Source organism: Singulisphaera rosea (assembly GCF_054877945.1).
The window spans coordinates 34961-48383 of the sequence record NZ_JBTYIP020000004.1 but is presented as its reverse complement, the minus strand read 5'-3'; the positions used below and the strand labels follow the sequence as shown (position 1 = coordinate 48383).

The 13423-nt window shown below is 63.9% G+C and carries 12 protein-coding genes; 9 read left to right on the top strand and 3 right to left on the bottom strand.

Features of this window, described 5'->3' with window-relative positions; translation table 11 throughout:
- The first annotated feature begins 69 nt into the window (after positions 1 to 69).
- The 4 genes from ACYOEI_RS09390 to ACYOEI_RS09375 all read left to right on the top strand — a co-directional run bounded on the left by ACYOEI_RS09390 (position 70) and on the right by ACYOEI_RS09375 (position 3129).
- Complete coding sequence (locus ACYOEI_RS09390; protein WP_462849165.1) at positions 70 to 978, top strand: MotA/TolQ/ExbB proton channel family protein; 909 nt, start codon at positions 70 to 72, stop codon at positions 976 to 978.
- A gap of 13 nt (positions 979 to 991) precedes the next feature.
- Positions 992 to 1465 carry an ExbD/TolR family protein gene (locus ACYOEI_RS09385; RefSeq protein WP_462849163.1) on the top strand — a complete coding sequence of 158 codons (474 nt, stop codon included), beginning with the start codon at positions 992 to 994 and terminating at the stop codon, positions 1463 to 1465.
- A 73-nt stretch (positions 1466 to 1538) separates the two neighbouring features.
- The gene (locus ACYOEI_RS09380; RefSeq protein ID WP_462849162.1) at positions 1539 to 2060 is read left to right on the top strand and encodes an ExbD/TolR family protein; all 522 of its coding nucleotides are present in this window, start codon (positions 1539 to 1541) and stop codon (positions 2058 to 2060) included.
- Between the two features lie 172 nt (positions 2061 to 2232).
- On the top strand, positions 2233 to 3129 hold the full coding sequence (locus ACYOEI_RS09375; protein ID WP_462849161.1) for a hypothetical protein: 897 nt from the start codon (positions 2233 to 2235) through the stop codon (positions 3127 to 3129).
- Between the two features lie 25 nt (positions 3130 to 3154).
- Here ACYOEI_RS09375 and ACYOEI_RS09370 read toward each other — a convergent pair whose 3' ends face one another.
- Together ACYOEI_RS09370 and ACYOEI_RS09365 are read right to left on the bottom strand one after the other, a co-directional pair.
- Positions 3155 to 4297 (bottom strand): SO2930 family diheme c-type cytochrome, encoded by a 1143-nt coding sequence (locus ACYOEI_RS09370; protein WP_462849160.1) that lies wholly within the window; start codon positions 4295 to 4297, stop codon positions 3155 to 3157.
- The gene (locus tag ACYOEI_RS09365; RefSeq protein ID WP_462849159.1) at positions 4294 to 5601 is read right to left on the bottom strand and encodes a parallel beta-helix domain-containing protein; all 1308 of its coding nucleotides are present in this window, start codon (positions 5599 to 5601) and stop codon (positions 4294 to 4296) included. Before ACYOEI_RS09365 ends, ACYOEI_RS09370 begins: the two co-directional genes overlap by 4 nt.
- Before the next feature lie 920 nt (positions 5602 to 6521).
- Here ACYOEI_RS09365 and ACYOEI_RS09360 point away from each other — a divergent pair.
- Entirely contained in the window at positions 6522 to 6653 is a 132-nt protein-coding gene (locus tag ACYOEI_RS09360; RefSeq protein WP_462849158.1) for a hypothetical protein, read from the top strand.
- A gap of 5 nt (positions 6654 to 6658) precedes the next feature.
- Here the strand turns inward: ACYOEI_RS09360 and ACYOEI_RS09355 are convergent, their stop codons facing one another.
- On the bottom strand, positions 6659 to 7270 hold the full coding sequence (locus tag ACYOEI_RS09355) for a hypothetical protein (protein ID WP_462849157.1): 612 nt from the start codon (positions 7268 to 7270) through the stop codon (positions 6659 to 6661).
- A 477-nt stretch (positions 7271 to 7747) separates the two neighbouring features.
- Between ACYOEI_RS09355 and ACYOEI_RS09350 the strand changes: the two genes are divergently transcribed.
- The 4 genes from ACYOEI_RS09350 (at position 7748) to hflK (ending at position 13113) form a co-directional block, all read left to right on the top strand.
- Positions 7748 to 10846 carry a cation-translocating P-type ATPase family protein gene (locus ACYOEI_RS09350; RefSeq protein ID WP_462849156.1) on the top strand — a complete coding sequence of 1033 codons (3099 nt, stop codon included), beginning with the start codon at positions 7748 to 7750 and terminating at the stop codon, positions 10844 to 10846.
- Positions 10843 to 11154, top strand: coding sequence for a hypothetical protein (locus ACYOEI_RS09345; RefSeq protein ID WP_462849155.1), 312 nt, complete (start codon positions 10843 to 10845; stop codon positions 11152 to 11154). Before ACYOEI_RS09350 ends, ACYOEI_RS09345 begins: the two co-directional genes overlap by 4 nt.
- Before the next feature lie 112 nt (positions 11155 to 11266).
- The gene (gene hflC, locus ACYOEI_RS09340) at positions 11267 to 12211 is read left to right on the top strand and encodes a protease modulator HflC (RefSeq protein ID WP_462849153.1); all 945 of its coding nucleotides are present in this window, start codon (positions 11267 to 11269) and stop codon (positions 12209 to 12211) included.
- Complete coding sequence (gene hflK / locus ACYOEI_RS09335; protein WP_462849152.1) at positions 12208 to 13113, top strand: protease modulator HflK; 906 nt, start codon at positions 12208 to 12210, stop codon at positions 13111 to 13113. Before hflC ends, hflK begins: the two co-directional genes overlap by 4 nt.
- Positions 13114 to 13423: the final 310 nt, after the last annotated feature.

The window sequence follows — 13423 nt, the reverse complement described above, 5'->3', positions numbered from 1 at the left end:
ATGACGGAATCGCTCAAAACAAAACTTCACGCTCGTGTCGGCCACCCACTTTCGAGGGAGCCTCAGGCGATGTCGACGTTGCCCTTGTCAAGCCGCTTGTGGAGTGGACAGGCCAAGGAATGGGGCCTGTTCCTGATCGGCACCCTCGTCGTCCTGTGGGCGGCATCCTCGACCCGAGGCTGGGCGCAAGAGCCTCCCAAGGTCGCGCCTCCTCCGGCCAAGGACGCGGCACCGGCCAAGGACGCGGCACCGGAGCCGAAAGAGGCAGCCCCCGCTGAGGCGAAAGAGACCCCGGCCCCGGCCTCGGCCGCCGCCGCCGAGGCGACCCCGCCCAAGCCGAAGTCGCTCCTCCGCTGGGCGTTCGATGCGTCGGGACCGATCGGCGTCTTCCTCCTCTTCCTGTCGATCTACTTCACCGCCGTCGTGATCCGGCTCTTCATGGAGCTCCGCGTCTCCGAGGCGGCTCCCCCCGCGCTCATCGAAAAGATGGAGGCGGCGATCCGTGACCGGAAGTTCCAGGAGCTCTACGACGCCTGCCGGGACAACGAGTCGTTCCTCGCCAAGGTGGTCCGGGTCGGTGTCGCCAACCTGCCCAACGGCCGCGCGGAGGCCAAGGAGGCGATGAACGTCGCCACCGACGAGCTCGTCACCGGCATGGAGTCGAGGATCAGCTACCTCGCCATCATCGGCCAGCTTGGCCCGATGATCGGGCTGGTCGGGACGATCTGGGGTATGATCATGAGCTTCCAGGAGATCGCGACCGCCGCGGGCTCCCAGCCCAAGCCCGAGAAGGTGGCCGAGGGGATCTCGACGGCCCTCTTCATCACGCTCGAAGGGGTCGCGCTCGCCGTCCCCGCGATCTTCTTCTTCTCGTTCTTCCGCAACCGGATCGCGGTGATCACCATGGAGGTCACCAAGGTGGCCGACCGGACGATCGCCGCACTCGTCCAGGCGGCCAAGCAAGTCAAGGCGAGCTGAAGGAGGCGTCGACATGTCCGCCTCGATGAGCAGCGAGACGAAAGCCGAGCCGAACCTCACCCCGCTCCTCGACGTCGTCTTCCAGTTGATCACGTTCTTCATGCTCGTGATCAACTTCAGCGACCAGAACTACGACCAACGCGTCCGGCTGCCGGTCGCGGGGTCGGCGAGGCCGATCGAGGAGGGGGATGCCTCCGCGACCGACGACCGACTCGTCCTCAACGTCAGCCGCGACGGCCACCTGCTCATGGCGGGCGAGGACATGCCGCTGCACAAGGCGAAGGGCGAGATCAAGCACCAGGCCGACCTCGTGAAGTTCAACATGAAAGCCGCCGGGGTCAAGCTCAACGCCACCAAAGACCTGCCGACGACCATCATCCTCCGCGCCGACCGCGATACCGACTTCTCGGCGATCTTCGGACTCATCCAGGCCTGCCAGGCGAATGGGTTCCGGAAGTTCGCCCTGAAGGCGATGAATGCGCCCTGAGTCAAATCGAGATTGACTCGCGCCGACCCTTCTGGGCTCTTCGTCCCTCGAGGCCTGATTCGGGAGCGTCCCCTTGAGTCATCGAAGAAAGCGACGGGAGGAGAGCCTCGACGTGCCGATCACGCCGATGCTCGACATGGCGTTCCAGCTCCTCACGTTCTTCATCCTGACCTACCACCCGATGCCGACGGAGGGGCAGTTCGCCATGAACCTGCTCCCCGCGTCGCCGGCCACCGACATCAAGGCCGAGTCGCCGGAGTCGGCCCCGACCGACGCCGACGTCCCCGCGTCCCTCAAGACCCTCCCCACGACGCTCCGCGCGGGGGAAGGGGGAATGCTCGGTCGGATTACCCTCGGTGACAACGACATCGCCCTGACGTCCGACGACCTCGGGCCCCTCAAGAAGGAACTCGACGTCTACTTCACCGACCCCAACCTGCCCTTCGACCAGACCCTGATCAAGGTCGACCCTGATTTGAAATACTCGGCGTTGATGCAAGTCATCGACGTCTTCTCCCGGGCCTTCTCCGACGCCAAGAAGGAGCCCAAACTCAGCTTCGCCGAGCTTACGCCGGAGGAGAAGAACGAGCCTTGATCCGATGAAATACGGAATGAATAAAAACAAGAGAAGGCGGATTTAACCGCAGATGAACACAGATTGGAATTAAAAAATTCTTGAATAATTTCTTTGTTTTAAGAATATCTGTATTCATCTGCGTCATCTGCGGATAAATCCGCCTTCATTGATCCATTGCCAGGTCGTTAAAATGAATTCGCCCAACACGTACTTCCGGGGCACGGAGTTGCCGAGGTTGCTCGTCCTGACGGTGATCCTCGCCGGCGGGATGGCCTTCCTCTGGCAGTATCTGTACTCGGGGCAGTTGGTCGGCGAACCCGAGGCCGTCGCGGCCGTCCCAATCACACCGATCGTGCCCGACCGTTCGGTCGAATTCGAGACGGTCACCGACAAGACCTCGCTCGGCCTTCGCGACATGGCGGCGTACAAGAAGCTACTGGACCAGGCGAAGGGCAAGACACCCGACGTCCTCGCTCGTGAGAGCCGCCGCGACGTGCTCTCGATCCAGGTCTGGGAGCGTCCCAAGGACTATCGCGGGGTGCCGATCCACATCCTCGGCACCGTCCTGCGGGCGATGACTTATGAAAGTCAGTTGAGTAAGACCGGCCGCCTCTACGAAGCCTGGATGGTCACCTCCGACAGTCAGCGCAATCCCTATGTCTGCGTCTTCGAGGACGCCCCCAAGGGCTTCCCGATCGGTGACAACCTCTCGGAGCGCGTGGTCTTCAACGGCTATTTCCTGAAGTTGATGAAGTACCGCTCGGGCAAAGACCTCGGGTTCTACACGTCGCCGGTGCTCATCGGCAAAATCGGTTGGTCCCCGCCCGAAGTTCCCAAGGGAGGCGAGCGAGGGGGAGCCAAGACCTGGATGGCGATCGCGGTCGGAGCCATGTTCGTCCTCTCCTTGCTCCGCTGGATGTCGGGCCTTCGGCGCACCCTGGCTATCCGCCAACGTCCCTCGCTCCTCCACGAACGGCCGAACGAAGAGATCTCGCCCGAGGCGCTCGCCGCTTGGGCCGACGAACAGGCCATGCAGAACGAAGAGGATCCCGAGGGGGACGAAGGAGAACCACCTCTTCCCAGGTGATCCCTCACGCCGTCCTTCGGGAAGATTAAGGGACATCGAGGACGGATTGCGTCCGGCGATCGAGCAAGCCGAGGGGCCCGGCCGAGGAAGATGATCGAGGCGGGGAAGCGACCGGAGGCATCGCGGCGATCCACTGACGGATCAAGGCGACACCCTCGTCGTGGACGAGGCGTTTGCCGAGCTCGGGCATCATGACGCCGGGATGGGTGGAGGCGATCCGATACGCAAGGATCGACTGATCGGGGGCGCCAGGGACGATGTCGTAGGCGAGTCCTCCCGACCCGATCCCGGCGGCGACCGGCGTCTTGCCGATCCCGATCGCGGTCGGGTTCTTCTGCGATGCGAGCAGGTCGAGCCCCGAGTTTCTCGCGGGCCCCTGCGGGCTGTGGCAGTGGGCACAGTTGATCTCGAGCCAGGCCCGGGCGCGGGCGTTGAGGTCTCCCGTTGACGGGTCGTCCCAGACGGCGGATCGAGGTGTAGCGGACGGGGCAGGGGCCTCGGTCAGGGCTCCGAGGCGTGTCCAGTGGGTCAACTGGTTTTCCATCGCGCCGGAGACGAGGGCCTCTCGGTTGAGGTGGCGAGCCTTCGGGCCGATGGGAGTCATCGACTCGCCCGACGTGTGGCACCCTTTGCATTGGTTCGCGTTGGGGACGATGTAGTTATTGGTCCGAGGCCGACCGTCGTGGTGGATCCAGGAGACGTCGACCAGGTCGCCGGCCACGTCCAGCGTGGCCTCCGTTTGCGACTCGTCCCAGAGGTAGGGGAGGCCGACCCAGCCTTCTGGTTCGTGTTTGAGGATCCGAGTTTCGATGAGCCGTCGCCCTTTGCCAGGATCGCGCATATCGACGGGGTATGCGAACGTTTTCGCGATCACCGTGCCGACGGGGAACTTGAAAACGTCTTCCTCGCGGTAGGTGGCATGCGAACCGCTTGGGAGTTTGACGAAGCGGAATTTCTCGGCGTAATCGCTGAAGAGGGGCGTGTTGAGCTCGTAAGGGATGACCCCGTCGGCCGGTGTCTGCGCCTTCGCGTCGGCGAACAGGCCGTATTGGGACAGCTTCGGGAAAGGCCCGGACGGTCGGGCGTCCTGCGCGTTCTTGGGGGCGCAGGACGTGACGAACACGAGAAGGAACCCGAACCAACCCACGAATGCCGAAGTCCTCGTCACTGGATCCCCTCGATCGAAACGGGAGCCAGGGGAGGGTGGGAGCCCTTGTACGGTTCCAGGCCCCGATCGATCTTCGGGACCGTTGCGGCGGCCGATGATGTGCCGGAGGTTGCGGCCAAGGTCGAAGGATCAAGGCTGGCGATTCGGGCGTTGCCGTTGTCGTGGATCTTGAGGGCCAGCGACTCCGGGAGCTTGCCGTCGACCAGCGACTTGGGGTTGGCGAAGCCGTCGTAGAGCATGTCCGGTACGGGGATCCCCACGACCTTGACCAGAAGTTCGCCGATCGCGCCGCCCGGCTTCTTTCCGTTCGAAGCGAACTGGTTGTCGTGGATGTGGATCGTCTCGCAGAAGGGGTCGTACTTCTCGTCCTTGATCGGTCGCTCGGTGATGAGGTAGCTGAGGACCGAGAGGCTGATGTTTTGATTCTCTTCGAAGGTATTGCCGAAGACCTCGACCTGGTCGTTGGCCATGATCATGAGGCCGGTGCCGGGTTGGACCGTGGCGACGATGTTCCCCTTGGGCGCGAAGTTCGCGTGGTTGTTCGCGAGGATCTTGTTCTTGAAGACCCGACACTGCCGGCCGACCTTCGTGGGCAGGTCCGGGAGCGAGAAAATGAGGATACCCCCGGCGTTGTCGGTGGCGAGATTCTCGTAGACATCCGCACGTGTCGAGTTTTCGATCTCGATGCCCGCCACGTTCTGCCGGGCCGTATTTCGCCTGACGATGATCCCTTCGGACTGGCCGACGTAGATCCCGGCGTCGGATGCGCCAGCCACCGTACAGCCTTCGATCAGGACATCCTTGCAGAGAACGGGATAGAGCCCGTACCCGCCGTTCGACTCCTTCGCCCCGCCTGTCCACTCCGCACGGACGTTCCGGAAGATGATGCGCTTCGTGCCATTCGCCTTGATCGAGTCGCCCCGAGCGTCCTCGACCGCGAAGTCCTGGAGGGTTACGTCCTCTTTACTCGTCACGAGCAACCCTTCACCCCCCGTCCCAGGCCCCTGATCTTTGAAGACGAAGATGGTCTTCTCCGGCCCTTGGCCGCGGATCGTTATGTGGCTGACGTCGAGGGAGAGGGTCGTCTTGAAGGGGAACCGGCCTTCCCCGAATTCGACGACGTCGCCCGCCTTGGCGTTGATCAGGGCCGTCTGCGCCTGTTTCGCGGCGTCGGGACCGGCCTCGATCCGACTCACGTTCTTCTTGGAGGCGGCCACGTCTTCCGTCGGCGTCCCACCCGAGCATCCGACGACCATGCCTGCAGAAACCCAGAGGATTGATGCACGAAGATCCCCGAGACGCACGCCGGCCTCCTCTCGTCGCCCGTTTTCAATTCTTAAGGGTGTCGCGCGTTGACTAACGATCGACTCTAACCCGGCTGGCGCCGCCGGTCTATCAGTTGCCGTACCTTCAGCCCTGTGGATTGGGGTAATGTTGGCAGGATCGTCTGGCTTTGATCGCCGGGCTTGGTCCTGATTGAACCGGATGTGGTCAACTCCGGACGCTGCTCGTCCATCTCCGCCGACATTTGACAGGAAGCGTGCCCTGACGCGATTAGACACGGCTCTGAGATCCGATGACGTGAGGTTGAATTCCGCAGGATCGAGGACTCCATGATTCCGACCGTCCACTCGATGTTTCCGTCGTGTTCGTGTCTTGTCCCCTGCAAGCGTGGCCAATTCGATCAACGGAGGCTAAGGACTGAACTGATTCGCATCACGATCGACAGCGTTATCCTCGGAGAAATCCCTCGAGCAAAGATGGATTTTCTTTTGGCAAGTGAGGATGATGTCTAAACAATATTGATTTAGCGTTGGCTTGGGTGAATTAGTACAATCAAACGAATTGATCCGTTAAGAAGCAAGTTCGTCTCTAGCCTGCAGGAGAGTCGGAATGATCGCCCGAATCGAGATGGTCGTGTTTCTTTGCTTGAGCGGCCTGTGTTCCCGCTCGACGACGCTACGGCCGCCCCTATCCAAAAGGAGGCAAAGTTGGAAATCCGCCTCGGCGACTCGAAGCCCGGGGATGGACTGAAGGAAGAGAAAGTCGAAGGAACGACATAAAAAATTTATGGTCACTCGACTGCGATTGTCACCGAGGAAGGGATTGAACGGGCCTACTCCAGTTTCGACGCGAGTCAAGAAACGGCCCTTGGTCTGGGCTTCACGGCGGAGGGGGCCAAGAAGATGGCCGCGGCCACGGAGAAGCACAAAGGAAAACTGTGGTGATCCTCGTCGATGGCAAGGTCGTTGTGTCGTTGAAGATCAACAACACGATCAAGGATCGGGCGGTCGTGTCCGGCCTGTCCGAGGAACATACAAAGCAGATCGTTGCCATCGTGAAATCGTGGGATTAATCCCGTTAGAATGTGCCAGCCAATGTCCATCCGCATGGTATCGTCACGATCCAAAAAAGACCCACGAGTCGGCCGAGTCGATCCGCTAAACTCGGCTGGGCTCGCCAGCGACCGTTGGCCCACAGGACCAACCAGGCCGCCGCGACGGCGAAGCCCCCTTCTCCACGGCGAAACGTGAGGGCTTCACCGAGCTCGACTTGAAATCGCGTCGAGATGGACAGTCCGGGGATGAAGTTGTGACTGGAGATCGCGTAGTTTAGTGGCCCGGCGATCAGCACGGTCATGACGACGACGCCGCAGGCGACAAAGCCCGGTTGGCGGGCGAGTCTACGGGCCGGCGGACAGGGCGGGGTGAGTGCGAGCGCCACGGTGGTAAGCGTCCAGATGAATGTCACAGGATATGTAAATCGAACAAAAAGTATGGATAGCCATTGGGCCTTCGCATAGTATCCGTATTTCCCGGTGATGATCGAGAACGCCGTCACCGCGGTCGGGATCACTCCTTCCGGCAGGACCCAAAGGCTGACCGCGACCCCCGCGACCACGATCATGAGGTCGAGCAGGGTCAATCGACGGTGATGAGCTGGTGAGGGTGTTGCCTGGTTTTCTGTAATCATGATGATTTTTTAACTCATGGCGATATCGATCATGTCATCCCTACGAAGCCAGGCTTCGGTGCGAGTCGGCGATGACGTTTGTATAACGATCGACGACATGGTCCGCCTCGGAAACCTTTGGGTCTCACGTCGAGGTCGGGTTTTGGGTCGGTCGCTCACTCGGCGATGAACAGGGACGCACGTACCGAGGTCCCGAAGCTTGTGGGCCCGTGCTTGACCCATCTTTCAATCCAATCCTAATTGTGTCACCGAGCGCCGTCGACGGGAACCCAATAGCTTGGCGGGATTCACAAACGCCACCCCTGAATGCAAGCGGCCTGGGCGGTGGACCTAGAGGGCGACTTGCGGTAGTGTGGTTTGGGTTTGTGGGGCGGCCATCGGTGAACCTCGCCGGTACCCACCTTGATTTGAACGTCGACACGCCGGTCGCCGAGATCCTTCCCCGTCCTCGCCGGATGCGAGCCCGCCGAGACGACCATGCACCGCGAATATCATCCCGCCGACATGCATCACCTTCGCGCCCAGGCGATCGAAGGCGGGGGGGCGTCTTCGCTTGTCGATGATCGTCGGTCGCTCTACCTCCTGACGGCCGTGTTGGGGCTCCTGATCGGGGCGGACGTGCTGTTCGATTGGCTCGGGTGGGAGCCGTGGCGGAAGCCGGGCGGGGTCTCGCTCGTGATGGTGGCCGCGGTCATCGGGGCCGCGAGGATCGTTTATGGGGCACTCGAGGCCCTCGTGCATGGGCGGATCGGCGCCGACATCGCCCTGGCGCAGGCGTGCCTGGCGGCCTTGGTGATCGGGCAGCCATTCGTCGCGGCCGAAGTCGTCTTTATCGCGTTGGTCGGCGAAGTCCTCGAGGCCCTCACCTTCGACCGGACCCAGCGCGAGATCCGTAGGTTACTCGACCAGACGCCCCGCACGGCTAGGGTCCGTCGAGACGGTATTGAGCTCGAGGTCCCCGCCAACCAGGTCGTCGAAGGGGATCTGGTCGTGGTCCGGCCTGGCGAGCGCATCCCCGTCGATGGTCCGGTGGTCGCCGGACGTTCGACGGTCGACCAGGCCGCGTTGACCGGCGAGTCGATCCCGGTCGACAAGGGGGAAGGCGACTCGGTCTACTCGGGGACGGTCAACCAATTCGGTGTGCTCGACATCCGGGCGGAGAAGGTCGGGCACGAGTCGACGCTCGGCCAAGTCCTCCGGCTCGTCGCCGAGGCCCAGCATCACAAGGCGCCGATCCAGCGGACCGCGGATCGCCTGGCGTTTTACTTCTTGCCCGTCGTGGAAGTCGTCGCGGGCCTGACTCTGGTGGCGGGATATGCCCTGGGGTGGCCCGACGTCTGGTTCCGGACGGTGGCGGTCCTGGTGGTCGCATGCCCTTGCGCCCTGATCCTCGCGACCCCGGCGGCGATCCTGGCGAGCATGGCGTGGCTCGCCCGCCATGGAGTGTTGATCAAGGGGGGGGAGGCGCTCGAACGCCTCGCGTCGTGCAACACGTTTGCGTTCGACAAGACCGGGACGCTGACGCGAGGACGGCCGGAGCTGGCGAGCCTGGTCCCGCTCGAAGGTTGGGACGAGGAAGGTCTGCTCCGCGTCTCCGCCGCCGCCGAGTCGTCGATCAAGCATCCCCTCGCGGAAGTCGTGACGCAGGAAGCTTCGAGAAGGGGACTGGTCTTCGAGGCCGCCAACGACGTGATCGCGCTCCCCGGAGCCGGGGTCTCGGCCCGCTGCCGGGTCGACGGCGAACGCATAGCCCAGGTCCTCGTGGGCAATCGGCGACTCCTCGAAGAACACGGGATCGAGGTTGGACACGAGGTCGAGTCGGCCCTCGAGGCGCTCGACGCGAGGGGTGAGACCCCGTTGATCGTCGTCGTGGACGGGCGGCCGGCCGGGCTCATCGGGGCGCGAGACGGGGCAAGGCCCGAGGCGCACGATGTCGTCCACGACCTCGAGGATCTCGGCATCACCGAGATCGTGATCCTGACCGGAGACCGCGAGAACGCGGCGAGGGCAGTTGCTCGGAAGGCACATATTTCGACGCTCGTCGCCGAGTTGATGCCGGCCGACAAGGCCCGCTGGGTCGAGGAGCGGCAGGCGGCCGGGCGTCGGGTGGCGATGGTCGGCGACGGGATCAACGATGCGCCGGCGCTCGCGAGGGCGGACGTCGGAATCGCCCTCGGCGGGATCGGCGCCGACCTCGCGGCCGAGGCGGGCGACCTCGTCGTCCTGGGCGACCCGTTGCGCGTGCTCCCGGATCTGGTGCGGCTGTCACGTTCAACGGTCGCGATCATCCGCCAGAACATCATCGGCTTTGCGTTCGGGTTGAATGCGTTCGCGATGGGAGCGGCGGCGCTCGGGATCCTCGGGCCCGTTGCCGCGGCGATCCTCCACCAGGCCGGCTCGTTCCTGGTCTTGGTGAATTCGATGCGTCTGCTCGGTTTCGGCGGCTGGTCCTCGCTCGTGCCGACGCGCTCGCTGCGGTCTCTCCGCGAGGTCATCGCCCGGTTCGACGATCGCTTCGACCCCTCGTTCGTGATTCACCGCGTCGCCTTGCGCTGGCGAGGTCTCGTGGCCCTGGTACTCGCCTCGATCGGTCTCGTGCTCGCGACGAAGGGCTGGACGACGATCCGTCCGGGCGAGTTGGGACTTCTCCGGCGCCACGGGCGTTTTGTCGCCGTACTTGCGCCGGGATTGCACCTCCGCTGGCCGCCGCCCATCGAACGGGTAACGCGAGTCTTCCCCGATCGAGTCCGGTCGGTCGAGCTCGGGTTCCGCTCGAAGCGCGTCGAGGCCGAGGGGCCGGTACGTTGGGAATCTCGGCATGACCGAGGCGTCGTCGCGCTTGCGGAAGACGAGTCATTGCTCCTGACGGGCGACGGCCAACTCGTGGAGCTCGCGGCGATCGCCCAATACCGCGTCGACGGTTCGCGGACCGAGGCGCTCCGGTCGTACGCATTCGGGGCCGAAGATCCCGAGAACGCCCTACGCACCCTCGCCGAGTCGGTGGTCCGTTCCGTCGTCGGCCGGCGCGGGTTGGACGACCTGCTGACTTCGGGCCGACATGCTTCGGAAGAGGCGGCGACGAGACTCCTTCAGGAGCGAGTCCGCGCCTATGGTCTCGGACTGGTGATCGTCGGGGTTGCGTTCCAGGATGTTCATCCTCCGCTGCCGGTCGTCGACTCCTATCGAGACGTCTCCAGGGCCGAGAGTGATCGGCTGCGACGGGCGATCGAAGGAGAGACGTACGAGTCCAAGACGTTGGCCGAGGCCCAAGGTCGCGCCGAGGCGACGGTGAACCGGGCCCAGGCCGACCGGACATCCCGCGTCGCGATCGCTTCGGGGCAGTCCGACGCCTTCCTCGACGAGCTCTCGGCGCGTGCCCCGTTCTCAAACTTGACCGACCACCGGCTCTACTGGGAGTCGATTGCCACGGCCCTCGCCGGGAAGCCCAAGGTGGTGCTCGACCCCGACAAGACGCGGCACCGGCATCTCATCCTGCCGGATGTCCCATTGGGGGCCGCCTTACCCGCGTTGGCTGTCCCGACGAATCCCGCCTCGACCGAAAAGGGAACGCCATGAACGCCACGCCCGGGTCCTTGCGATGGGCGCTCTCGATCGGCCAATCCATGGCCGTGATCCTCATCATCAGCCTCTGCGCCGTGCCGCTTACCATGGCCATGAAGATGGGTCGAGGCGAGTATGTGTTGATTGCCGCCCTGGTCGATGCCGTCGTCTTCCCCGCCGTCGCCACGCTGACTCTGCTCTTCACGATGCCGTCGAGCGCCCGGAGGGACTGGTGCCTGATGGCCCTCTGGGCCACGCCGATCCTCTCCGTCGGGGCACTCCTCGCATGTTCCGTCCCGGCCATTCTCCTTGGCGTGTATTGAAGCGATCGCCCTCGAAGTCGGCGGATGACGTGTCTTGGCCCTGAGGACTCCCCGATCAACCTGGAATCGAGCCCGACGAGCGAACTTCTCCATGAGACGGTCGATCCGATGGATGCTTGTGATGTTGGGGCTCGCGGTGCCGTCGGCGATCGCCTGGCGATCGGCGGTCGTCGTCGACGAGACCCAGTTTGTTCTCATCACCGAGTTCGGCCGCCTGGTCGCGATCCTCGGGGATACTCCGGGAGAGACGGGGCTCTCGTGGAAGTGGCCCTGGCAGTCGACGGAGGCGATCGATCGGAGGCTCCAGGTCTTCGGTCCGCCGGCGCGTGAGGTGATCACGGGGGATAAGCGGAATCTGGAAGTTGCTAGTTACGTTGTCTGGAGGGTCGACGAGCCGGCGCGATTCCTGGCGTCGGCGGGGACCCTCGACGCGGCGGAGGCCCGTCTGGATGAGCGAGTCGCCGCGGCACTCAGCAACGCGATCGGGAGGCGGGATCTCGCGTCGATGGCCTCGACTGACGCGAAGGTCTGGACGCTCGACGCCCTGACGTCCGAAGTCCTCGCGGCCGTCGCTCCCGCGGCGAAGACGGAGCTTGGCGTCGACGTCATCGATATTCGGCTTAGGCGGTTCAACCATCCGGTCGAGGTCCGTCCGGCTGTCTTCGAACTGATCCGCAGCGAGCGCCGGCAGGTCGCCGCGACGCTCCGGGCCGAAGGGGACGCGAAGTATCAGACACTGACGAGCCAGGCCGACCGCCGTCGCGACGCGATCCTCGCCGAGGCCGACGCCGAGGCGGAGAGGGTCCGCGGGCAGGGGGAGGCCGAGGCGACTCGGCTCTACAACAAGGCGCACGCGCAGGACCCCAAGTTCTACGAGTTCCTGAGGACCCTCGAGACGTATCGCGCCCTCCTCGATGAGAAGGCGACGATCGTCCTCTCGTCTGGGAGTCCGTTGCTCAAGCTGCTGACGCAAGGGCCTTCGCAGGAACTCCTGGACGAACGACCGCCGGCGTCGACTCCCGGCTCGGGGGCGAGCAGGATGGAGCGGACGCCGTGATCTCGTGGAGATGGATCCTGACATCGTTGGGCTTCGCGGCCCTCGTCGGCTACCTTGCCACGGGCCTGTTGGTCGTTGCGCCTGGCGAAGTCGTGGTCGTGCGACGACTCGGCCGCGTCCTGCCTCGGCCCTTAGTGCCTGGCCTCCACTGGGGTGGTCCTTATGGGGTCGACCTGACGACGCGGATTCGCACCGATGCCGTGCGACGGCTTGAGGTTGGACTCGTGGGCACACCCGGGCCCGATGACGATCCAGGGGCCGGTGAGTACCTGACGGGCGACCTGAACTTGCTCCGTGCCCGAGGCGTCGTGCAGTATCGGGTCGAGGACCCGGTCGCCTTCACGCTTCGGGCCTCGGAGACGGAACCGCTCCTGGCCCATCTTGTCGAGGCGAGTCTGACCCGGACGCTCTCACGGAAAGGGATCGACGCGGCGTTGCGTCACGGTCGTGCAGAGGTCGCGCTCGACGTCGAGGCCGAGATTTCCCGGACCGTCGACCGCGACCGGTTGGGGATCGCCATCCTGGGTGTGAGCCTGACCGATGCCCGGCCGCCCAGCGAAGTCGCCCCCGACTTCGCCGCCGCGCAGGCCGCCGAGAGCGAGCGCGAGCGTCGGATCAACGAGGCGAGGGCCTATGAGTCCACGACGCTCACCGCCGCCAAGTCGTCGGCCCTCGCCAGGATCGAAAAGGCTCGGGCCCGCGCCGATCGTTCCGTCGCCCTGGCGAAGGCTGGAGCCTCTCGCTTTCTCGCGCTCCTCGACGCAGCCCGTCCCGCGAGGAGCTTGACTGTCAAACGTCTCTACGTTGATGCGCTCCTCGGCGTCTGGCCCAGGGTGAAGCGCAAGCTCGTACTGAGCGCCGAGGAGCCCGTGGATCTCAGCCTTTTCGGGGTCGAAAAGTAGAGACCGCCCTTCACGAAGACCTGTGGGTTATGACCCCCAATTCGCTGTGCGGCCGAAGGACTCGGGTGCCACGAGGGACGTAACCGACGTCGTGAGCCCAGCGACTCTGCGGACGCGACCTGTGCCCAGCGACTTCGTGATCATGTCGAGTGCATCAGAAACCCGGCTTTGGACAATATTAGGATGCGTTGAGGCCGAAAGGCCGATGACGACCACAAGCATCTCGAAGGCACGTTCTTCTCTGACCTTTCGACGTCGAGAGAACGAGACATCATAGCCCAACCGTCCCTTATTAACCCGGAGTTCCAGG